The sequence below is a fragment of the Niabella agricola genome, assembly GCF_021538615.1.
In the GTDB taxonomy this organism is placed as follows: Bacteria; Bacteroidota; Bacteroidia; order Chitinophagales; family Chitinophagaceae; genus Niabella; species Niabella agricola.
The window spans coordinates 4,280,072-4,300,377 of record NZ_JAJHIZ010000003.1; the positions used below are offsets into that span (position 1 = coordinate 4,280,072).

The 20,306-nt window shown below is 46.0% G+C and carries 24 protein-coding genes; 9 read left to right on the plus strand and 15 right to left on the minus strand.

The window, feature by feature from the left end; translation table 11 throughout:
- Nucleotides 1-76 precede the first annotated feature (76 nt).
- The 8 genes from LL912_RS26020 to LL912_RS23270 form a co-directional block, all read right to left on the minus strand.
- Nucleotides 77-469: a helix-turn-helix domain-containing protein gene (locus tag LL912_RS26020; protein WP_255785832.1), complete on the minus strand. Its 393-nt coding sequence runs from the start codon at nucleotides 467-469 to the stop codon at nucleotides 77-79.
- Nucleotides 432-908 carry a DUF6597 domain-containing transcriptional factor gene (locus LL912_RS23240; protein ID WP_235556013.1) on the minus strand — a complete coding sequence of 159 codons (477 nt, stop codon included), beginning with the start codon at nucleotides 906-908 and terminating at the stop codon, nucleotides 432-434. Before LL912_RS23240 ends, LL912_RS26020 begins: the two co-directional genes overlap by 38 nt.
- Nucleotides 909-982: 74 nt before the next feature.
- Nucleotides 983-1,432 (minus strand): acyl-CoA thioesterase, encoded by a 450-nt coding sequence (locus LL912_RS23245; protein WP_235556014.1) that lies wholly within the window; start codon nucleotides 1,430-1,432, stop codon nucleotides 983-985.
- 30 nt (nucleotides 1,433-1,462) lie between these two features.
- Nucleotides 1,463-1,801 carry a hypothetical protein gene (locus LL912_RS23250; RefSeq protein WP_235556015.1) on the minus strand — a complete coding sequence of 113 codons (339 nt, stop codon included), beginning with the start codon at nucleotides 1,799-1,801 and terminating at the stop codon, nucleotides 1,463-1,465.
- Between the two features lie 136 nt (nucleotides 1,802-1,937).
- Nucleotides 1,938-2,780, minus strand: a complete 843-nt coding sequence (locus tag LL912_RS23255; protein WP_235556016.1) for a hypothetical protein — start codon at nucleotides 2,778-2,780, stop codon at nucleotides 1,938-1,940.
- A complete protein-coding gene (locus LL912_RS23260; RefSeq protein ID WP_235556017.1) occupies nucleotides 2,764-3,357 on the minus strand; it encodes an RNA polymerase sigma factor in 594 nt (197 codons plus the stop codon). Before LL912_RS23260 ends, LL912_RS23255 begins: the two co-directional genes overlap by 17 nt.
- Nucleotides 3,358-3,451: 94 nt before the next feature.
- A complete protein-coding gene (gene rdgB, locus LL912_RS23265; protein ID WP_235556018.1) occupies nucleotides 3,452-4,039 on the minus strand; it encodes an RdgB/HAM1 family non-canonical purine NTP pyrophosphatase in 588 nt (195 codons plus the stop codon).
- On the minus strand, nucleotides 4,036-4,584 hold the full coding sequence (locus LL912_RS23270; protein WP_235556019.1) for a hypothetical protein: 549 nt from the start codon (nucleotides 4,582-4,584) through the stop codon (nucleotides 4,036-4,038). Before LL912_RS23270 ends, rdgB begins: the two co-directional genes overlap by 4 nt.
- A gap of 81 nt (nucleotides 4,585-4,665) precedes the next feature.
- On the opposite strand from LL912_RS23270, the gene LL912_RS23275 reads away from it, so the two are divergent.
- The 4 genes from LL912_RS23275 (at nucleotide 4,666) to LL912_RS23290 (ending at nucleotide 7,606) form a co-directional block, all read left to right on the plus strand.
- The gene (locus LL912_RS23275) at nucleotides 4,666-5,730 is read left to right on the plus strand and encodes a branched-chain amino acid aminotransferase (RefSeq protein WP_235556020.1); all 1,065 of its coding nucleotides are present in this window, start codon (nucleotides 4,666-4,668) and stop codon (nucleotides 5,728-5,730) included.
- 349 nt (nucleotides 5,731-6,079) lie between these two features.
- Nucleotides 6,080-6,454 carry a 30S ribosomal protein S12 gene (gene rpsL / locus LL912_RS23280; protein ID WP_026310044.1) on the plus strand — a complete coding sequence of 125 codons (375 nt, stop codon included), beginning with the start codon at nucleotides 6,080-6,082 and terminating at the stop codon, nucleotides 6,452-6,454.
- A 43-nt stretch (nucleotides 6,455-6,497) separates the two neighbouring features.
- The gene (rpsG, locus tag LL912_RS23285; protein WP_235556021.1) at nucleotides 6,498-6,965 is read left to right on the plus strand and encodes a 30S ribosomal protein S7; all 468 of its coding nucleotides are present in this window, start codon (nucleotides 6,498-6,500) and stop codon (nucleotides 6,963-6,965) included.
- Between the two features lie 131 nt (nucleotides 6,966-7,096).
- Complete coding sequence (locus tag LL912_RS23290) at nucleotides 7,097-7,606, plus strand: DinB family protein (RefSeq protein WP_235556022.1); 510 nt, start codon at nucleotides 7,097-7,099, stop codon at nucleotides 7,604-7,606.
- Between the two features lie 3 nt (nucleotides 7,607-7,609).
- On the opposite strand, the gene LL912_RS23295 is transcribed toward LL912_RS23290, so the two are convergent.
- Nucleotides 7,610-8,653: a hypothetical protein gene (locus LL912_RS23295; RefSeq protein ID WP_235556023.1), complete on the minus strand. Its 1,044-nt coding sequence runs from the start codon at nucleotides 8,651-8,653 to the stop codon at nucleotides 7,610-7,612.
- A 209-nt stretch (nucleotides 8,654-8,862) separates the two neighbouring features.
- Between LL912_RS23295 and LL912_RS23300 the strand changes: the two genes are divergently transcribed.
- Together LL912_RS23300 and LL912_RS23305 are read left to right on the plus strand one after the other, a co-directional pair.
- The gene (locus LL912_RS23300; protein ID WP_235556024.1) at nucleotides 8,863-9,057 is read left to right on the plus strand and encodes a hypothetical protein; all 195 of its coding nucleotides are present in this window, start codon (nucleotides 8,863-8,865) and stop codon (nucleotides 9,055-9,057) included.
- A 167-nt stretch (nucleotides 9,058-9,224) separates the two neighbouring features.
- A complete protein-coding gene (locus tag LL912_RS23305) occupies nucleotides 9,225-10,340 on the plus strand; it encodes an AAA family ATPase (RefSeq protein WP_235556026.1) in 1,116 nt (371 codons plus the stop codon).
- On the opposite strand, the gene LL912_RS23310 is transcribed toward LL912_RS23305, so the two are convergent.
- The 4 genes from LL912_RS23310 to LL912_RS23325 form a co-directional block, all read right to left on the minus strand.
- Nucleotides 10,341-10,598, minus strand: coding sequence for an acyl-CoA-binding protein (locus LL912_RS23310; RefSeq protein ID WP_235556027.1), 258 nt, complete (start codon nucleotides 10,596-10,598; stop codon nucleotides 10,341-10,343).
- Nucleotides 10,599-10,716: 118 nt separating this feature from the next.
- Entirely contained in the window at nucleotides 10,717-11,793 is a 1,077-nt protein-coding gene (locus tag LL912_RS23315; RefSeq protein ID WP_235556029.1) for a phosphatase PAP2 family protein, read from the minus strand.
- A gap of 9 nt (nucleotides 11,794-11,802) precedes the next feature.
- A complete protein-coding gene (gene pafA / locus LL912_RS23320) occupies nucleotides 11,803-13,431 on the minus strand; it encodes an alkaline phosphatase PafA (protein WP_235556030.1) in 1,629 nt (542 codons plus the stop codon).
- Between the two features lie 201 nt (nucleotides 13,432-13,632).
- Nucleotides 13,633-14,124 (minus strand): TlpA family protein disulfide reductase, encoded by a 492-nt coding sequence (locus LL912_RS23325; RefSeq protein WP_235556031.1) that lies wholly within the window; start codon nucleotides 14,122-14,124, stop codon nucleotides 13,633-13,635.
- Nucleotides 14,125-14,262: 138 nt separating this feature from the next.
- Here LL912_RS23325 and LL912_RS23330 point away from each other — a divergent pair, with 138 nt between their 5' ends.
- The 3 genes from LL912_RS23330 to LL912_RS23340 all read left to right on the plus strand — a co-directional run bounded on the left by LL912_RS23330 (nucleotide 14,263) and on the right by LL912_RS23340 (nucleotide 18,393).
- Entirely contained in the window at nucleotides 14,263-14,625 is a 363-nt protein-coding gene (locus tag LL912_RS23330; RefSeq protein ID WP_235556032.1) for a BlaI/MecI/CopY family transcriptional regulator, read from the plus strand.
- Nucleotides 14,626-14,838: 213 nt separating this feature from the next.
- Nucleotides 14,839-17,154, plus strand: coding sequence for a M56 family metallopeptidase (locus tag LL912_RS23335; RefSeq protein ID WP_235556033.1), 2,316 nt, complete (start codon nucleotides 14,839-14,841; stop codon nucleotides 17,152-17,154).
- A 63-nt stretch (nucleotides 17,155-17,217) separates the two neighbouring features.
- A complete protein-coding gene (locus LL912_RS23340; protein WP_235556034.1) occupies nucleotides 17,218-18,393 on the plus strand; it encodes a TlpA family protein disulfide reductase in 1,176 nt (391 codons plus the stop codon).
- 68 nt (nucleotides 18,394-18,461) lie between these two features.
- On the opposite strand, the gene LL912_RS23345 is transcribed toward LL912_RS23340, so the two are convergent.
- Together LL912_RS23345 and LL912_RS23350 are read right to left on the minus strand one after the other, a co-directional pair.
- Nucleotides 18,462-18,923, minus strand: coding sequence for a GNAT family N-acetyltransferase (locus LL912_RS23345; protein WP_235556035.1), 462 nt, complete (start codon nucleotides 18,921-18,923; stop codon nucleotides 18,462-18,464).
- The gene (locus tag LL912_RS23350; protein WP_235556036.1) at nucleotides 18,923-20,176 is read right to left on the minus strand and encodes a replication-associated recombination protein A; all 1,254 of its coding nucleotides are present in this window, start codon (nucleotides 20,174-20,176) and stop codon (nucleotides 18,923-18,925) included. Before LL912_RS23350 ends, LL912_RS23345 begins: the two co-directional genes overlap by 1 nt.
- Nucleotides 20,177-20,306 lie beyond the last annotated feature (130 nt).

The following is a 20,306-nucleotide window of genomic DNA, read 5'->3' on the forward strand; positions in this document are numbered from 1 at the left end:
GATATAGCATTTTTGTTATTTGTTTTTACAAAGATGCTATGGAGACAGCGCCATAAAATTGTAAAGATCGGAACAGTCAGATAGCGGCAGGCGACAGGATGATTGGGCTGTTTTCGGCCTGGAAGCCGGATGGGGTGGTTCCGGTAAAGGATTTGAAGGCTTTGATAAAATGAGCCTGGTCGAAATAGCCGCATTCATAAGCAATAGCAGTAAGCGGCAGGTTGCGTTGGGTTAGGAGTTTCAGGCTGTTTTGAAACCGGTTGATCTGTATGTAGAGCTTGGGAGAAAGGCCGGTATGCTGCACAAATAGTTTTTGAAGGTAACGCGAGGAAATCCCAAATTTTTCTGCAATATTTTGGATATTGTTCCAAAAGTCCTCGCGCTTGAATTCCCGGATTATCCCGTCCAGCAATAGGATCTGATGTTTTTGTTTAGCATGGCCCGACGCTCTTTTTATAAAAAAAGGCATCGAACGCTTCCAGGCGCTCTTTGAGCGTTGCCTTATTCAGCAATTCTTCGTACAGATATTGGATCGGGTTGCCCATTACCTGATAAAGATCGCTTACCTGGTCGTTAAACAAATTAGCTGATTCCCTTAGAAACAACGCTGCTGTATGGGGGTAAAAACGCACGCCCATCATGCATCCCGGACCATCGCAAAAATAAGTAAGCGGTTCAATGATCTGCCCCCATAACTCAATAGGCGGGTTTAACTGGATTCCTTTTTCGTTGCGTACATACCAGTTGCCTCCGCCAAGCCGGATCATGATTTCGATACAGCCGCTGGCATAGGCCTTTTTTTCAAAATACGCACTACCGTCTGTTTGAATCACATAATAGTTTTCAATAAACGGTCTTAACAGTGGTGCCGGTAAAAATTCCTGGTACATCGCTTTTGTTTGATCCATTTAAAGTAAAATTAACAAGAACCAGGGTTCTGAAATTGTAAAAAACGGAACAATACGACCAACCCCAACCCGGATTACGGGGTGTTAGAGGCAAACTGCTTCAGTTTCTGCAATGCCGCCTCGGGCGTTTGGGTAATTTTGCGTTGGGAGTAGTCAAAACAGATCATACCCGTTTTGGCAAATACAACAGGGATTTTTTTGCCATCGATTACTTTTTCAATCCGGTAATACAAATCGAAACCCACCCGCTGAAAGTCGCCGGCTGCTACCGATACCTGGAGGCTGTCTTCCATAAATACCTCATTTTTAAATTCAATGGCGGCATCGGCCATAATTAGTCCTACTCCTTCCATGGAAAGCTCGGTGTACCCCATCCGGCGCAGGAACTGAACCCGGGCTTCATGGATCATTCCCAGCAGCGCGTCGTTGCCCACATGTCCTCCATAGTTAATATCTGTAACCCTTACTGCAATAGTGCAGGTGAAAGGGAATGCTGCCGGTAATGGGACCTTTATTCTTGTCATGAGATATATTAATGCTGCAGATGTAAACGGTTATGGTTCTTCAAGGACGGAACTGCCTGCTGAGTAGTCGCCGTTGGCCCGCCGCCATGCTTCATGTAATCTTATTTTGCCACCCGGCAACATTTCAGGAGTTGAAGTGCAACGCCCGGTCATCAGCATCCCTTTATTATTTATCTGGTGATAATGCATCCGGATGCCGCCTGCTTCATCAACAAGGCCCAATAAATGGCCTTTTACAATCGGTTCTCCTGCATATGCCGCTGATACCATAGTGCCTTCCTGCGTATAATGGAAGGTGGTAGCGGGAAAAGTTTCCCTGTTGCTTGAGTTTTGAACCGGTTTGAATATTTTGTTATGATAATTGATCATTGGACAATATGACAAAGGAACTGGTTCCCGGATAAAAAAAATCTTATCCGAAGATAAGATTTAAAATGTCATTTTTATAGCGGGATAAAAGGGGCTGCGTCGTTTTGTTGATGCTGTTAAGGAATTCCTGACCTGCCTATAAACCCGCATTTTCTGTTTTAGCCAGTTCCAGCAGATCAAAAACATTGTCTGGGGTAGCGGCAACCGGCGCCTTGGCCATTTCCTTCTGCCATTGTTCAATCTGGTAGTTGCAGTCTTCACTGTTGTTTTCACCAGCCACACAGTCGGCCATACTACCCAGTTTTTTAGACATACGCACCACATTCCCATCCTCTGTCATCAGCATGATATAACGGCCCTGGATGGCTTTGTTCCGCTCCACGGTGGTTTTATAAGTATTGCCGGAGGCGGTTTTTATCTGTGATGATTTAACAGGCGTTTCGTTCAGAGCAATATTATTTCCTGTTTCCGTATGCGGTTTGATAACGGGCTTGTCTTTGGGATCTTCTAAGGCCATGGTGGGCGTACCGGAATCTTTTTCCGGGAACAGCCGCTCTACAATACCCGCTGTATCTTTATTGGATTTTTCAACCAGGTGAAAAATCCCAAAACCCAGCAGTCCCACAATGCAGGCGGCTACAGCGTATTTCGACCAGTTAAACTGGCTTTTCCGCACAGGAGTCAGCTTGGGGATGCTCCGCGTTGCATCCAGCTCCTCATCTATTTTGTCCCAGATTGCAGCAGGTGGTATCATTTCCAGGCTCCGGAGCCTTTCTGCCATATTGCTGAAGGAATGCTCTTCTTCCAGGTGATCCAGGATATTACCCCAGGCAGCTGCAGGCGGAGCCGTTTCCAGTGCCTGTAATTTCAGCCCCAGTGGTTTTAACGCCTGCAAGGTTTCCAGTTCTTCGGAAATGTTTTTCCAAGCCTCAGCCGGCGGCGTTACCTGATAGTCATATAATTTATGTTGGCTGTTCATTGCTTACTGTATCTATTTTATCTTTATTCTCAATGTATTTTTTTACCAGGTCCTGCAGGATCGCTTTTGCACGCGAAAGCTGCGACTTACTGGTTCCTTCACTAATACCCAACATGTCTCCAATCTCTTTATGCGAGTATCCTTCCACCACATACATGTTAAATACCGTCCGGTAACCGGGAGATAATTGCGTGATCAGTTGTAAAATATCCTTTTCAGCTAGTTCGTCCAATACGGAAACGTATTTCCCTTCGATGGTATTTTCTTCCTTTTCTGTTACCGGTTGCAGGTATTTTTTTCTGCGGAAATGCTCAATGGCCGTGTTTACAAAAATACGGCGCACCCAACCTTCAAACGATCCGTCACCGCGAAAACTATCCAGCTTTTTATAAACCTTAATGAACGCGTCCTGTAATATATCCTGTGCTTCTTCAGCATTGGAAGCATAACGCAGGCAAACAGCGTACATTTTGGGAGAAAAGCGCCGGTATAGTTCTTCCTGCATCCTCCGATCCCCGTCAATACATCCTTTAATTAAGTCGTTGTCCGGTATAATATGGTTGCTTTCTGTATTCAAATTTTTAAATTTTTTAAAAAGTGCCTTGAATTGCGCTGACAAATGGATCGGTTTATAGGTTAAAAGGGGAAATCCTTATCAACTTTTAAACCGGTCAACGATCTGCAAGACTTTTCAAATATACCACCAGTTTTTTAACTGCTTTCTTCCGGTGGCTAAATTCCTGTTTTTCCTCCAGGGTCATTTGGCCGAATGTTTTATTACTTCCATCGGGAATGAATACCGGATCGTAACCAAATCCACCCGTGCCCATTGGCTCCGGTGCGATAGTGCCCTCGCAAATACCTTCAAAGAGTTCTTCTTTTCCCTTGATTATTAATGAAATAACTGTTCTGAACCGGGCTTTCCGGTTCTCTTTGCCATTTAACAGCGTAAGTAATTTGTTGGTATTGGAAGCATACTGCGGTTCTCCATCAGCAAAACGGGCGCTGCGTACTCCGGGTGCTCCATCAAGGACCACGGTTTCCAGGCCGCTGTCTTCACTAAAACAATTTTTCCGGGTCAGTTCGTAAATAACGGTCGATTTTTCGGTGGCATTGGCCTCCAGGGTGGCGTGGGGTTCAGGAATATCTTTAAAGATGCCGGCTTCCTGCAAACTGATAATGGAAAAACCTTCCGGTAATGCCTGCCGGATCTCCCGCACTTTATTATCATTATTGGTGGCGAAAATGAGTTCGATCATATATTGAACATTTTTTTAAGACTGGCCCAAAGCTGGGTCTTTGCAGGTTTGTCATCTTTAAGCTCATGCAGCGCGGGAGCATGAACCACGGTTAAGCCGGCAAATGATTGTACCTGGTATGGCGGAATTTCAAAAGGGAGCCCGAAGGCGGCGGTTGTGATGCCGAATAGTAAAACCTGGGTGCTCTGAAAATGGCTGGTCATTTCCTTATAATCCAGTTCCGGATAGTTATGGCGGTTTACAATGGCCACGTCATTCGGCGTAAATTTGCAGGCATTGAGCAATTGCGAAAGGAATTGAAAGGAGGTGTCGGGCAGGTGCAGGTCTTCCGGGTAATGCACCACTACCAGAATGTTTTTCTTATTTCCGCCCAGCGATTTCCAGTCGGGAGGAGCTGCCGCCGCCGGTACTTGTTCATCGAAAGCATCTGCAGCAGGTTCCTGCGGTGCAGCAGGAGGGGCCGGGGTTGTGGAATCGATCGACAGGGATCTCGGATACAACCGCGCGACCAACTGCGGCGACAGATCAATTTTATTCAGACTCATACGTTTTACTTTTTTCCTAACAGCGCTGTTCGTACCTTCGCTATACTCCCGAAAAGGTATCGGGATCAAAAATAATATTTTATGGTGGAAGCAATGAGTATACCGGTAACGAAAACCGGTAAAAGCAATCTGGAAAAGGTGGATTTTAACCACCTGGGTTTTGGAAAGTATTTTTCTGACCACATGCTGGAAGCGGATTATGTGAATGGTCAGTGGACAAATGTCAATATCCGCCCATATCAGTCGCTCGGCTTCCTACCAGCCCTATCTGTACTCCATTATGCCCAAACGATATTTGAAGGACAAAAAGCGCATAAAGACGAAAACGGGAACATTCACATTTTCCGACCACATGAGAACTGGAAACGTATGAACCGTTCGGCAGAGCGGCTGGCGATGCCACAGATACCCGAAGAAATCTTTATTGACGGGATGAAACAACTGGTGGAGCTGGATAAGGATTTTATTCCCTCGGGTTATGATGAATCGCTCTATATCCGCCCTTTTCTTTTTGCCACAGAAGAAACACTGGGGGTAAAGGAATCTTCTTCTTATAAGTTCCTGATCATCACAGGCCCTGCGGGGTCTTATTTTTCGGCCCCTGCGCGGATTTATGTAGAGGAAAAATATACGAGGGCGGCACCCGGCGGAACGGGATTTGCAAAAACCGGTGGCAACTATGCCGCTTCCCTGTTATCATCTGCGGAGGCCAAAAAGCAGGGTTACGACCAGGTATTGTGGATGGACGCCCTGGAGCACAAATATGTACAGGAGGTAGGCGCTATGAATATTATGTTTATCATTGGTGATACGGTAGTAACCCCTGATCTTACAGATGGTACTATTTTAAGCGGTATCACCCGCCTGAGCCTGCTGGAACGGTTTCGCGACCTGGGTTTTAAAGTGGAGGAGCGCAGGGTATCGATCGATGAGTTGATCGACGCGTATAAAGCCGGCAATTTAAAAGAAGTGTTCGGATGCGGCACGGCCGCTACTATTTCTCATGTACGGGAATTAAAATATAAGGATTTTGTGATGGAGTTTGATGTTGACAGCATGACGATTTCTGCGGAGATGAAAAAGTACCTGCTGGATTATAAGGAAAACAAACACGGGGATCCTTACGGATGGCTGGAGAAAGTATAAAGGCAGATTTGACAGATTTATGAATACAGGTCCGGTTATGCCCCGGACCTGTGTCGTTTGCAGTTTTATCGGGTGTTGTTGTTAGTGAAATACGGACCGGGAGCAGTCGGCGAAATGGATAGCGGGAGCAAACAAACGGATATGGTGTTAATTTTGGTGCGGAGGTTCATAGCTTTTTGATAAACAGATGATTAGAGTTTCTGCAGCACAAGGGAGTGACACAAGGCAGCTGAGCAGGATTACCATAGCCGGCTCAAAAAATAAGGGCAAGGCAGAAAAAATGAGAATTATTTTTGTAAGTTCATCAACAAATGCTACCTTTGCCGTCCTAAATTTAAAGCATTAAAGAATGCCTACTATTAATCAATTAGTTCGTAAAGGAAGAGAAATTATAAGGGCAAAGAGCAAATCCAGAGCGCTGGATCAGTGTCCACAGCGTCGTGGTGTGTGTACCCGTGTTTATACAACCACTCCTAAAAAACCAAACTCTGCGCTGCGTAAAGTAGCTAAAGTGCGTTTGACCAATAAGGTAGAGGTGATCGCTTATATACCGGGTGAAGGCCATAACCTGCAGGAGCACTCGATCGTACTGATCAGAGGTGGTCGTGTGAAGGATCTGCCAGGTGTACGTTATCACATCGTACGCGGAAGCCTGGATACTGCCGGTGTAAAAGACCGTAAGCAGAGCCGCTCTAAGTACGGAACTAAAAAAGCTAAAAAGTAATTTAGCTGTAACAATTATCAGATTTCAGAAAAACTAGAATACAATGCGTAAAGCACAAGCCAAGAAACTTCCGTTAGCACCGGATCCTAAATTCAACGATAAACTGGTTACCCGTTTTGTGAACAACCTGATGTGGGAGGGTAAAAAAAGTGGAGCCTTCACTATTTTTTACGATGCGCTGGACAAGGTTGCAAAACAAACCAATGAAGATGGATACGAGGTTTGGAAAAAAGCTTTGGCCAATGTAACGCCTGCAGTAGAAGTACGCAGCCGTCGTATTGGTGGTGCCACCTTCCAGATTCCTTCTGAAGTACGCCCCGACCGTAAGATTTCATTGAGCATTAAATGGTTGATCCGTTACAGCCGCGACCGGAATGGCCGTAGCATGGCAGATAAACTGGCGAATGAAATCGTTGCAGCCAGCAAGGGCGAAGGTGCTGCTTTCAAAAAGAAAGAAGATACCCACCGTATGGCAGAAGCCAACAAGGCGTTTGCACACTTCCGGGTATAACCATATTTACGATGCTTTAAACAAAGGCCCGTTCCGAAAGGAGCGGGCTTTTTTGTTGGTTGAATGTAATAATATGGTACTTTTATAAACGGCCGGACGGATAACGGCAATTTAAGCAAAGGTCATAAGCATTGGAAGCAAAAAAAGAAGTATGGCTCCGCGGGGAAAAAGATCCCTTCCTGGTGCCGGAATTGCAGCCGGCAGCAGATGCCTTGTTACAGGCTGGTGAGGAACTGGACACCCTGTTAATGGATTTCCCGGATGAGGTGCTGTGGGAGCGGCCGGCGGGTGTGGCGGCTGTAGGTTTTCACCTGAAGCATATTGTGGGTGTGCTGGACCGGCTGCTGAGCTATGCCGAAGGGCAAATGCTTACACCCGGGCAACTGGAGTATCTGAAAAACGAAGCGATTGACCAGGGTCATACCACCCGGCAGCTATTACAGCAGGTACATACGGGCATTCAGCAAACGATCCGCCGGTACCGGCAATTGGATCCGGCATCGCTAAGAGCGCTCCGGAAAGTGGGGAGGGCAGGATTGCCTTCGACCGTGATCGGACTGTGTTTTCATGCAGCAGAGCATACGATGCGGCATACGGGCCAGCTCCTGGTAACGGTGGCCGTGTTACATAATGGTATGTAGCCACTAGTTGGTGATAAAAATACGGTTAGCAGCAGCCCACTGGTCTGCCTGTGCAAGCGGAACAGTGGTGCCATTTTTCCAGAACCGGGCTGTTTTTACCATCCCATTGTATTCATACCCGGTTACATATACATCCGCGCCATTTGCAACAACAGCAGATGCCCCTGCGTTTGCAACTCCGTCTGTAAGACTTGAGGAAACCCCGTTTTTCCACATCCGTGCGACCCTTTTTGATCCGGTTTGCTCTTGCCCGGCTATATATACATCCACACCCTTTACAAAAAGGGCATTGGCTTCGGCGTTAAATGTACCATCTGTAAGATGGATAGATACGCCGTTTTTCCATAGAGTGGCAATTTGTTTGGTGCCGTTGTGCTCGTAGCCGGTTACATAAACCATCTGGTTGCTTATAAATATGCCGGAGGCTACAGATTCTTTAGTGCCGTCTGTAAGATAGGTAGCCACGCCGTTTTTCCATAGAGTAGCAATTGGATGCAATCCGTTGTGCATATATCCCACAATGTATACATCGTTACCGGATACAAATATGTCTTTTGCTTCAGCGTCAAAAGCGCCGTTGGTAAGATGGACGGCACTCCCGTTTTTCCAGTATTTGGCAATATAGCCGTTATTGCCGGTTTCGTATCCGCATACATATACATCGCCTCTGTTTACAAACACCGCATGTGCTCCGGTATTGCCGGGAGCATCCGTGAGGTTGGAAACCGAGCCATTCTTCCAGAGCCGGGCTATTTGTCTGGTACCGGTATATTCATTGCCTGTAACGTATATATCGTTTCCGGATACGAATACCCCGGTGGCATAGGCATCTGTTGATCCGTTTGTAAGATAGGTGGCTGCTCCGTTTTTCCAGAGGACGGCCACATCTTTTGAGCCATTGTAAGCAGCGCCGGCTACATATACAGTTGTAGAGGACGTGTCCGGAACAGGCGGCTTGTGCGGATCTTTTTTACTGCAGGCGGTTATTGAAAATGCAAGGTATGCGATCAACGCCGGCAGTACATTCTTTCTAAAACAGTTAAACATTTCGCTTTTAAATGGCACGAAGCTAATGATTAGTAGGAGGCAGAGATACCGAAAAAGACAGAAATCCGTTTTCCAGGTATGAACTGCAGTAGAATGTGATTGAATTGATCTGTATGTGCCGGTTCAGGATTATCCGGACCTGTGATTGTAAAAGATATGGGCGGGTATATAAATTTATATTTGTCCATATCTGTATTTAAAAGTAATTTATGGATAAGTATAAAATAATAAACTTGTCCACAACTATGTCAACTACCACCATTATCGGCCGGGATGCAGAGAAGAAGATCCTCCAGGAAATGCTGGATTCCCGGGAAGCGGAGTTGATCGCCGTTCTGGGCCGCCGCCGCGTTGGCAAAACGTTTTCTTGTACGGGGTTATTACGAGCCTCAGCTTGTATTTGAGTGTACCGGACTTCATGAAGCCGGCCTTACGGATCAATTATTGAATTTCAGTAAGTCTCTTCAGCAAGCCTTGCAATCGGTGATACCGCCGGCTACTCCGGATAACTGGATGCAGGCGTTCTCCTTTTCTCAGTAATTTTCTGCAGACTAAAATTAAAAAGCAACCGGTGGTTGTGCTGTTTGATGAATTTCCATGGATCCATACGCCTAAATCGGGGCTTCTAACGGCCTTCGGGCACTGGTGGAATACCTGGGCATCGCGCCAGCCGCAACTGAAAGTGGTGATCTGCGGCTCTGCAGCTTCCTGGATGATAGAAAATGTGCTGCACAACCGGGGCGGCCTTCATAACCGGGTAAGCCGGACCATCAGGCTATTGCCCTTTAGTTTAAAAGAAACCGAGGCATATCTCATAAGTCGTGGTATCCGGTTAGACCGATACCAGGTATTGCAGCTATATATGGCAATGGGAGGTGTTCCTCAATATCTGAAACAGGTGGATAAGGGAGAAAGTGCCAACCAGGTGATCGATAAGCTTTTCTTTGAAAAGAACGGCATGTTGAAAACGGAGTTCGACGTGTTGTACCGGTCGTTATTTAATAATGCCAGTCATCATGAATCGATTGTTCGGCAGCTGGCGAAAAAGGCGGGCGGAATGAGTCGGACCGAAGTGATTACTGCGTGCGGATTGACCACTGGGGGAACCACCACCCGGTTATTTGAAGAACTTGAACAGTCGGGATTTATCGCTCAATATATCCCATTTGAAAAAACAGCACGTGATGCGGTGTACAAGTTATCTGATGAGTATTCCCTGTTTTACCTGAAATTTGCAGATCGGGCCCGTGCAATGGGAACAGGCACCTGGCATAAGATTGCAGCAGGATCCTCTTATAATAGCTGGAGCGGTTATGCATTCGAAGCCATCTGCCAAAAGCATGTGGCACAAATTAAAAGAGCTCTTGGTATTAGCGGAGTGCACACGGAAGCCTCAGGCTGGCGCTATAATTCAAAACAGGGAGCAACTGGTGCTCAGATTGATCTGCTGCTGGACCGGCAGGACCATTGCATCAATGTCTGCGAAATGAAGTTCTCCGATAAAGCGTTCGTCATTGATAAAAAGTATGCTTCCGAACTTGACCGGAAAACAGCCATTTTTAAGGAACTGACGGGCACCCGGAAAACGATTTTTCCTACAATGATCACAACCTATGGCACCCGGCAAAATATCTATTACACCGGCCGCATTACATCGGAAGTCACCATGCAGGACCTGTTTGAATGATTATCCTTTCAATTTACGAACGAGTTCAATATATGCTTCCATCGCCGCTTCCTTTTGCATTCCTTTTTGCTCCTCCCAGGCATTGTATTTCGCCTTGGCCACGAAGTCGAACGGGTTGGAAGGGGTTTCCGTATGGATATCGCCTTCTGTAGCCTGTTTGTAAAGCGCATACAATTGCAGCAGTATCTCGTTGGAGGGCTTCTCAGATAAGGTTTTGCTGTCGGCAACAGCCGCTTCAAATTGTTGCATCAGGTCCATACGATATTTTTTTAATATTGCTAAAATACAGCTTGTGGTAGGATCCTGTTCAACTGATAACATTTCTTGTTTGGTGTCAAGTGTAGTTATGTGCGACGAGAGGTCTTACATAGCTATTTTAAAACGAGTAAATAAAACCGGGGATCAGCTGATTGTGAAGGCGTACCAGGGAAAACGAAAGACTGGCCCGGTCGTTTTTATTCATGCCAATGGACTTTAACAGTTTCCGGCTTCTGTTGGCAACGGTTTTGGCGCTCAGGTAGCCCATGCCCAGTGCCAGTGGATAATCACTGGCCCAATGTACGTCATTATTGATCATCGACAAGCCCAAAAGCGCTACCAGGCTATATCCTATGGGTTTTATGAACCGGCTTTCAGGGTAGTTCTGTGCCAGGATGGTAACACTGCTCATCAGTGTAGCCAGGTGGCCCGAAGGGAAGGCGTCGTAGTTTGGCGTGTTCTTTTGATATTCTCCGAAGGATGGGAACGGGTGCCAGTTGCCTCCCGGGTTGCTGGCCATAAAGGGCGACTGACGGCCGGAAATCCGTTTCACCAGTTGGGTGCTGGCGCCCATCAGAAAAAAGGATTCGAGCAGCTGACTGGCGGTACTGCGGGAGCGGTAATCATTGGCAATTTTGCCATAGGTAAACAATCCCGCACCTACCAGCAGGCTGACATAGCCCTGTCCCAGCTGGTAAAAAGCACTGTTCAGGTTATTTGGAATGCGCAAGAGGCTGGTCTTGGAACTGCCGATTTTTACCTCCCAAACCGTCTTGTAGGAATTATCCCGGTGATAATGGATCCGGTCTGAAAAACGATGCAATTCGTCTGCGATGGGCTGGTCCAGTGCCAGCAGGACGCCTGTTGCGCCGGCGATCATAATCCAGGGTTTAATGCTTTCTTTTGCAAAGCTGTTCTTTACATATTGCCATCCGTCCCTTGGAAGATCGGTGATAAAACCAAATGGCTTGGGACGGGGATATACCAGGGTTAGTCCGTTCCGGAGATGATATACCTGTTCATCTTTTACCTGTATACCGGAGTTCACCTGCGCCGGCAGGGTATCTGTTGTTACAGGCGTAACCGAATCCGTCCGGAGCGGTGCGCCGGCGGGCGTTTCCAGGCTGTCTGTTTGTGCGTGCACTGTAATAAAAACGATGCAGCAGCAAAGTAAGAGCGTAAACTGTTTATTCATACAACCCTGCTATTGCCCAACTTCCGGAATGACACTACCAATACATCCGTTCGGACGCTGAATATGCAGCAATGCGGCAAGGGTGGGTGCAATGTCGGTCATATGTACTTCCCGTGTTAATTTTCCGGGTTTAATGCCCCAGCCAAACCAAACCAGGGGAATATGCGTATCGTGTGGATTCCAGGTTCCGTGGGTGGTTCCGGTACCTCCCGGTGAGCCGCTGAACCATGCCGGATCTAAAACGATTTGTATAGCACCGGAGCGTTTGGGGTTATACCCGTTAATGATCATCATTTTTATGGGCTCTGGTATAGCGGCATTGCCAATGTTTTCAACATCTGCTACAAACTGAACACCGTCCTGCTTTTGCAGGAATGTCATGGTTGCTTTTTTGATAGCGGTATAATCCAGCTTTTTGTCTTCGATTACAGCATAGTTGAAATGTACCTGGTAATTAGCACCGGAGCGCACCAGTTTGTCTTCACCAAATTGCGTTTTCAGCAGGTTGTTAAGCGCAGTAATGACTTTGCCGTTCTGGAAGAAATCGGCTGGCATCTGGTGCTCCTGCATAAACCCGATCGCATGAGCTGCACCATGATCTGCTGTTAAGAATACCAGGTAATTGCCTTTTCCAACTTTTTGATCAAGGTATTTGAAAAAGGTATCCAGGTCTTTATCCAGGCGGAGGTACACGTCTTCAACTTCTATGGAATTGGGGCCGTATTTATGCCCCACATAGTCAGTGGAAGCACAGTTGATGGTCAGAAAATCAGTAAATGCACCGGTTCCCAGCTGGTAGCCATCCACTGCGGCTTTTGCAAAATTGAGCGTGAGTGTATTGCCATAAGGAGAACTGCGGATCACATCCGGATCTTGCTTAAAAATATCCTTAAGGTCGTGCGGAAAGCTGGTCGTTTTTTCACCTTTAAATTTTCCTTCCCATTTTACATCGTCTGCCGTGCTTTGCGTGTATGTCGAAATAGGGTACATGGTAGTCCAGGGTGTTGACACCAGCGTTTCAGGCTCTTTTTTTCCATTAAACGTTGTTACCCAGCTAGGGAGTTCCTTCATATACCAGGTACTGGAAATGAACTGCCGGCTTTCATCATCAAACCAGAAGGCCGCTGTGGGATTATGCCCTGCGGGAAGAATGGAGGCACGATCTTTTAATGAAACCCCCACTACCTTTGAACGGAAATTGGTAGCGAGTCGCAGTTCATCGGTAATGGTTGTAGCCAGGTTATTACGGGGCGACATTTTTCCTGCTTTTGAATGACTGCCTACCCCCTGTACGGTGGAATCATCGGTACAATAAACCGATTTTCCCGTCAGCTGGTCAACCCAATCGTTGCCGGTGATACCATGTATGGCCGGAACAGATCCTGTAAATACGGTGGTGTGTCCAACGGCAGTAAACGAAGGCAGGTGACTGATAAACGTATTTTCACAGGTATACCCTTCTTTTAGCATCCGGTTAAACCCTCCGTTGCCATAACGGTCGGCGTAGCGGTACAGGTAATCCCAGCGCATCTGATCTACTACAATGCCTACCACCAGTTTTGGGCGTTTTATGGCATTTTGTGCAAAACCGGCAATAGCAATGATCAACGCAATCAGCGAAAGGTGAAATTTTTTCATCGTAATAATCAATTTGTTCAAAAATAGCAAAAGCAAGGCGATAATAAATACCGTTTATATAAAGATTGTGTGCATTTGTACTGTTTGTACTAAAAATGCTGCTGGTTTCAGGCATCGTCCCGATTATCATACCGGATGCCTAAAACAGAAATGCCGGCAGAAGCGGATGCTTCACCGGCATTCTTAAAAACAATTAAAAAACTATTTGCCGAAAATTTTTAAAATCGTTGCAACCGACATGCTTCCTTCAAAACCACTGATCAATTGTTTGTTGCTGGTGTAAAAGGCATGAAACGGAAGGTTTTTGATGCCATAATAAGCGGGTAACGCAAAGGCATAATCTTTACCTACAAGAATATTGGGATATTGCTGAAGTTTGTAATGAGCTGCAAAGGCTGCCATTTCTTTCAGGGGCAGGGGGGTAGCCATGATAATCTGGATATCTTTAAACTTATTCATGTTTTTTATCAGCTCCTCCGTTTCATGTTTGCAGTGGTCGCATTCGGGGCTGAATACCATGAGCATTACCGGTTTGTTTTTTTGCAATTTTGCCTTTAACTCCCACCCGGTACTGTCGGCAGAAAGCAGCCGTACGGCCGGAAGGGTTTTGTATTGTTTATAAGGAAGGAGGGCCTGGCTTTGGGCGTCGCTAAAACTCAGGATGGTCACCAGTAACGCAAGTAAATACTTCATCTTGTTGATTTTATAAAACTAAATGCTACCAAAGATAACAATAGGATGCGGATTCGGTTGTAAGGGTTGTCTTAAAAAAGAAAAAAAGTTTACAGTGTTACGAGTTTTTCGTAAGTTTACTCTAAAATCGTATAAGAGATGAAAAAATTAACCGCACAGGAAGAGCAGTTGATGATTGCTGTTTGGCAGGTGGGAGAAGGCAATGTTAAGGCATTTATGGAACAGCTGGAGGAACAGCCGCCTTATACCACGGTTGCGTCTACTATTAAAAACCTGGAAAAAAAAGGATATGTAAGCAGCCGGCTATTTGGCAACGTGTATGTTTACAAACCTGCGCTTTCTGAAGATGATTATAAAAAGCGTTTTATGGGAAGCGTGGTAAAGGATTATTTCAGCAATTCCTATAAAGAACTGGTAAGCTTTTTTGTAGACCAGAAGAAATTATCCGCGCAGGAGTTGAAGGATATTGTAAAAATGATAGAAAGCGGGAAGAAGAAATAGCGATGCGCTATCTGCATACAGAATAGTAGGTTCTGTTCTGAATGCAGATGCCCGGATGCCGGATTTTGTCTGCCGTTTCATGTTTAACGTTCACTGTTTCAGGTTGGTGCACCGCATATACTCCGGGCATGCCAACAAAAACCGGAGCTGTAAATATTGAATATGAAACCTGGAACTTTTAAACGTTAAACCTGGAACTTTAAACATTTGCATATGCCTGTCATTATTGACTATATTCTTAAGTTGAGTATCTGCCTGGCCGTTGTATACCTGTTTTATCAACTGTTTTTAAGAAGGCTTACTTTTTATAACTGGAACCGCTGGTACCTGCTGGGGTACGGTGTATTGAGTTTTGTGATCCCGCTGATCGATGTCATGCCGGAATTGCAGAAAAAGGAACTGGACCGCAATACACTGGTGCAGATGATACCGGTGTTTGGCTTTTCTCCGGAAGCCCAGGCAAACTCGTTGCTGGAGTCACTTTCCACCTGGGATTGGGTTCTGGTTGCAGGCGGAATCGGGTCGCTGGTCTTGCTGTTCCGTTTCGGGATCATGTATCTTTCTTTCTTGCGTATTAAAAGACGGGCACAGCTGATATCGGACGCCCGTACACGGATCTACCAGCTGGATGAGGACGTGCGTCCTTTCTCATTCGGGAATGCCATTTTTGTAAATACGGAACTGCACAGCGGTGAGGAGCTGGAAGAGATCATTCGGCATGAATTTGTGCATGTACGGCAAAAGCATACCATTGACATCATCTGGAGCGAGTTGTTATGTATCCTGCTTTGGTTTAATCCCTTTGTATGGCTGCTGCGCAAAAGCATGAAGCAGAACCTGGAGTTTCTTGCCGATAAGCAGGTGTTGCAAAGTGGTATGGATAAAAAGGAATATCAATACCTGTTATTAAAAGTGATGGGGAATAAACAGTTTGCCTTTGCCAACCATTTTAATTTCTCTTCGTTGAAGAACAGGATCGCGATGATGAATAGCATCAAATCTGCGAAAGTACATCTGACCAAATTTTTGTTTTTGCTGCCGGTGGTAGCGGTATTGCTGCTGGCGTTCCGGAAGGAAGTGATACAGCATGAGAAAGAGCCCCATCCCGCTGAGGCACCTGTTGACCAGAATCCCCCGGAAGATATTTTTGAAAAAGCCAAGCGGGTGGCCGGTAGTTCTCACAAACCGATATGGTTCATAGATGGAGAAGCCATAGTGCTTGGAGCCGGAGGTGGTGCCGCTCTCGATCAGGATGATGTAAGCAGCGCGAATGATTTTAAAATATGGGTGGATAATAAGATCCTGACCATGGATGAAGCCAATAAGAAGATCGACCGGTTTCAGATCCTGTCCGTGGGCGCTTCACCAAGGAGGACCTCGTTCGAGAGCTTCGGGGTAAGCTCTAATTTGCTGCTGGTGGCAACCAATAAAAAAATGGTAGACCTGATGCAGTTGAAAATGTGGGGAAAGATGAAGGATACCCTTCCTCAAAAACGTATCGTGGTAAAATCCGCGGAAGATTCTGAGCTGAATAAAAAAGAAGATTTTCTTGGCCAGCTCAGGGACCCCAAAACAGGCTTGCTTCCTTTACTGGTGATTGACGGTATGGTGAAACCCGGTTTTGAAAAAATCCCGGTAGAGCCGGAAGACATAGCATCGGTTTCTGTTTTGAAAGATGCATCTGCCCGGGCAATATATGGTCCGAAAGGCAAAAATGGAGTAGTGATCATTACTACAAAAAAGGGTGGGACCTTTACCAGTGATTCTTCCGGGTACCGCCTGCAACTGCATTATACCGGCGACGCACCGCCTTCGTCAAATATTCGTTTGAAAGGTAAAACAAGCGGTGTGCAAATCATTGCAGGAGGCAATGTGAATGGCATTCATACAGCCGATGGAACAGGTGTAGTAAGTTCAAAAACGGCAACTGTTGCCGTGGGTGAAAAATTTGAAGGGGTGTATGTAGTAGATGGAAAAGTACAGGAGTTGAGAGCGATGAGGGATCTTCCCGCGGAACAAATTCAAACGATTAATGTATTGAAGGGCGATAAAATAAAAGAAACCACATATGGAGAAAAAGCACGGAACGGGGTGATTGAGATCCATACGAAAGAAGCCGGAAACAAGGGGGCCTCTAAACCTGCAACGGATCTGAAGGAAGTGGTAGTAGTGGGCTATGGTGTACAGCAGGCTGGGACCATTCCTGCTAAGGCTTCTTCTTTAAGTACTGTAATGGTAAAGGGAAGGCTGTTAAAGCAGGAAACAGAAGCCGTTCAGGCGGTGACCCTACGCTCATCAGCGTCTTCCGAAAAACCGGCAAAAGATGGCCAAGTATTGAAAGGCGATGTGACTTATGCTTACACAGAAAAGCCCGCAGCCGTCCATAAAATACAATTACGTTATACGGGGGAGATTAAACAAGAACAGCCGGACAAGGTAATTGCCTTCAAGGCTCAAAACGGTATGCTCAATGCGAAAGAACATTCACTGGTGTTTGTGGCAGACAGTGTTTCTATCAGAAAAAAATAAAGGGTTCCGGAACGTGTTTGGTCCGTTTGTTTAACAGAAAATAAATTTCTATATCGAAAAGTTATGAAGGATAGCGTCATACTTGTTCTTATCTTACTTGCGCTTGTCGGTAGTGTAGGTGCCCAAAAAAAGGTTGTCATTGATGGCTGGTTAAAGGGTGTTGAAGATGGAACACCTATTTCATTAATGAAAGAAGAAGGATCGGTTGGAACGGAGGTTGCCAAAGACAGTGTTGTTAATGGCCGCTTTCATATAGAGTACGGTCCGGATAATGAAGAGATCGGACGGTATTCCTTAAGATCATTTGACAAAGGTTTCCCTTCAATGGGGCTAGAGCTTTGGGCAAAGCCGGGACATCATATGACTATTGAAGGACAAAATAAGCTTATTTATACATGGAACGTTATCAGTGATATCCCTGAGCAAAAAGAGTGGGCGTATTTTGTACAGGCGAATAAATTACTGTGGAATAATTATCAAGAGCTGTCTGCGATCAGAAACATTGTAAGATCAGCAGATCGTAGCACCGGCCTGGAAAAAAAGAACGCACAAATAACGATTGATTCCCTGGACCGGCTTTCCGATGCCTGTCTTTATAAAATTCATAAGAGGAACTTAGATCTTCTTCAGAAGGGGAGAATGACTTCTGTCCGGCTTAAAATACTGGATGCGGCTGCAAACATGATTAAATGGAATCATATTGACGCATTCAGAACGCCTGTTGCGAAACTATACAATAGTCTTGATGCCCACTTAAAAAACAGCGCTTATGGTGAACATATTGCTAATGTGCTTTACCCTCCGAGAGTCGTGAAGGTTGGGGAGCCGATGTATGATACCGTATTAACGGACCTAGACGGTAAATTGCATCGTTTAACCGAATTTAAAGGCCAATATATCCTGCTTGACTTTTGGAGCTTTGGATGCGGACCCTGCCATGCATCTGTTCCTGAGATGAAGGAAATTTTCGAGCAGCTTAAAGATCGCCTGGTTATTGTTAGCCTGAGCAGCGATAATAAAAAAATGTGGAAGCAGGCGTCTGAATATTTTAAAATGACCTGGAACAACTTTAGCGACGGCAGGGAGAACAGGGGTATTTATGCCAAATACGGCGTTGAGGGAATTCCGAATTATGTCCTGGTGGCCCCCAATGGTATCATAAAAGATAGCTGGACAGGATATGATAAAGGAAGTTTAAAAAACAAAATAAAAGCGCTTACCGGTTTTTCAGTGAATTGAGCATGCATCTGAATATTGGGGTTTTTCGGGAGGTTGATACATTCAGCTTTTACCGGGTTCAGGTATGGTTAATGGATGCTGACCATTTCAATATGCGGAATTCCATCCTCATCATAGGGAACGCCAACCGGTTCAAACCCCAGCGATGTATAAAAATTTTTTAGATATAATTGGGCGCTGATACGAATACTTTTTTGTTCAAACTGCTCCTGGCAGCGGTTTATACTACGCTTCATCAGTTCTCTTCCCAGCCCATAAGCCCGGTGCGATGGCGCGATCACTACCCGCCCGATGGATGGTTCTTTATAGGAAATGCCCGGGGGAAGGAGCCGGGTATAGGCGATCAGTTGTTCGTTGTCGGTGCCGGTAAGATGAAGTGCTTTAAAATCTTTACCATCCAGGTCCTGGTAAATACTGGCTTGTTCTACTACAAAAACAGCGGCCCGCAGTTGCAGGATGGCATACAGTTCTGTTGTAGAAAGCTGTTCAAAGGGCCGGCATGCCCATTCAATAACCGGTTGTTGCTGCATCAATACTTGTATTTATCTTTCCATAATTTTTTTAAGTGCCCTCTTAGTTCATTTTCCCGTGGGTTATTCCCCGGTTCATAAAAAGCGGCACCTGCAACGCCGTCCGGGAGGTATTCCTGCTCGCTGAAATTGTTTTCAAAGCTATGGGAATATTGATAATCTTTTCCATAGTTGAGGTTCTTCATCAGCTTGGTAGGAGCATTGCGTATATGCAGCGGCACCGGAAGATCACCCGTTTTTCGAACGGCGGCCAGGGCATTGTCAATAGCCAGGTAGGCACTGTTGCTTTTTGGGGAAGCGGCCAGGTAGATAGCACATTGCGATAAAATGATCCGCGCCTCGGGATTCCCGACCTTGTTCACTGCTTCAAATGTGGCATTGGCCAGCAATAAGGCGTTGGCATTCGCCATGCCGATGTCTTCACTGGCGGAGATGACCATGCGGCGGGCAATGAATTTAATATCTTCGCCTCCCTCAATCATCCGGGCCAGCCAGTAGACCGCACCATTAGGATCGCTGCCACGGATGGATTTGATAAATGCGGATATAATGTCATAATGCTGGTCGCCCGTTTTATCGTATATGGCCACTTTCTTTTGAGCGATACGCATCACTGCTTCATCGGTGATCACTGCCGGCGTATCCAGCGCATCGCATACAATTTCAAAAAGATTTAAAAGCTTCCGGGCATCGCCTCCCGAAATACGGATCAGTGCGCCGGTTTCCTTCAGTTGCACCTGCTTATTGTGGATCTGTGCATCCTGTTCCATGGCCAGGTGCAACAGTTTTACCAGGTCTTTTTCTTCGAGTGCTTTTAAAACATAAACCTGGCACCGGCTTAGTAAGGCGCTGTTTACCTCAAACGAGGGGTTTTCGGTGGTAGCGCCGATCAGAGTGATGATGCCTTTTTCTACAGCACCCAGCAAGGCGTCCTGCTGGCTTTTATTAAATCGGTGGATCTCATCGATAAACAAAATGGCGCCACGCGCTGCCGTGGCAGTTGCGATGGCATCGCGGATATCTTTTACGCCGGCTGAAATGGCGCTTAAGGATAAAAACGGCCGGTTTACCGTATTTGCAATAATGGTGGCGATGGTGGTTTTACCCACGCCGGGCGGTCCCCAAAGAATCATACTGGGAATATTTCCGGTAGCAATGGACTTTTGGAGAATACTACCATTGCCGGTGAGATGTTCCTGTCCTACCAGGTCTTCCAAACGATGCGGCCGTAGCCGTTCTGCCAGTGGGGTCATAATCGATCTGATTAAAAGCGTTCAAAGATAATACTAATTAATTTAGTAGAAAAGCGGGGCGGGTGCTGGTGCTGACGTTTTAGAAAACACGGACGCAGGTTTACTGCACTTTAAGTTCCTTCAGGCTTGT

Bases quoted from the DNA above. Each gene is read 5' to 3' on its own strand.
- LL912_RS26020 (WP_255785832.1), bottom strand. From the start codon at position 469: ATGCCTTTTTTTATAAAAAGAGCGTCGGGCCATGCTAAACAAAAACAT.
- LL912_RS23240 (WP_235556013.1), bottom strand. From the start codon at position 908: ATGGATCAAACAAAAGCGATGTACCAGGAATTTTTACCGGCACCACTG.
- LL912_RS23245 (WP_235556014.1), bottom strand. From the start codon at position 1,432: ATGACAAGAATAAAGGTCCCATTACCGGCAGCATTCCCTTTCACCTGC.
- LL912_RS23250 (WP_235556015.1), bottom strand. From the start codon at position 1,801: ATGATCAATTATCATAACAAAATATTCAAACCGGTTCAAAACTCAAGC.
- LL912_RS23255 (WP_235556016.1), bottom strand. From the start codon at position 2,780: ATGAACAGCCAACATAAATTATATGACTATCAGGTAACGCCGCCGGCT.
- rdgB (WP_235556018.1), bottom strand. From the start codon at position 4,039: ATGATCGAACTCATTTTCGCCACCAATAATGATAATAAAGTGCGGGAG.
- LL912_RS23270 (WP_235556019.1), bottom strand. From the start codon at position 4,584: ATGAGTCTGAATAAAATTGATCTGTCGCCGCAGTTGGTCGCGCGGTTG.
- LL912_RS23275 (WP_235556020.1), top strand. From the start codon at position 4,666: ATGGTGGAAGCAATGAGTATACCGGTAACGAAAACCGGTAAAAGCAAT.
- rpsL (WP_026310044.1), top strand. From the start codon at position 6,080: ATGCCTACTATTAATCAATTAGTTCGTAAAGGAAGAGAAATTATAAGG.
- rpsG (WP_235556021.1), top strand. From the start codon at position 6,498: ATGCGTAAAGCACAAGCCAAGAAACTTCCGTTAGCACCGGATCCTAAA.
- LL912_RS23295 (WP_235556023.1), bottom strand. From the start codon at position 8,653: ATGTTTAACTGTTTTAGAAAGAATGTACTGCCGGCGTTGATCGCATAC.
- LL912_RS23300 (WP_235556024.1), top strand. From the start codon at position 8,863: ATGGATAAGTATAAAATAATAAACTTGTCCACAACTATGTCAACTACC.
- LL912_RS23310 (WP_235556027.1), bottom strand. From the start codon at position 10,598: ATGGACCTGATGCAACAATTTGAAGCGGCTGTTGCCGACAGCAAAACC.
- LL912_RS23315 (WP_235556029.1), bottom strand. From the start codon at position 11,793: ATGAATAAACAGTTTACGCTCTTACTTTGCTGCTGCATCGTTTTTATT.
- pafA (WP_235556030.1), bottom strand. From the start codon at position 13,431: ATGAAAAAATTTCACCTTTCGCTGATTGCGTTGATCATTGCTATTGCC.
- LL912_RS23325 (WP_235556031.1), bottom strand. From the start codon at position 14,124: ATGAAGTATTTACTTGCGTTACTGGTGACCATCCTGAGTTTTAGCGAC.
- LL912_RS23330 (WP_235556032.1), top strand. From the start codon at position 14,263: ATGAAAAAATTAACCGCACAGGAAGAGCAGTTGATGATTGCTGTTTGG.
- LL912_RS23335 (WP_235556033.1), top strand. From the start codon at position 14,839: ATGCCTGTCATTATTGACTATATTCTTAAGTTGAGTATCTGCCTGGCC.
- LL912_RS23340 (WP_235556034.1), top strand. From the start codon at position 17,218: ATGAAGGATAGCGTCATACTTGTTCTTATCTTACTTGCGCTTGTCGGT.
- LL912_RS23345 (WP_235556035.1), bottom strand. From the start codon at position 18,923: ATGCAGCAACAACCGGTTATTGAATGGGCATGCCGGCCCTTTGAACAG.
- LL912_RS23350 (WP_235556036.1), bottom strand. From the start codon at position 20,176: ATGACCCCACTGGCAGAACGGCTACGGCCGCATCGTTTGGAAGACCTG.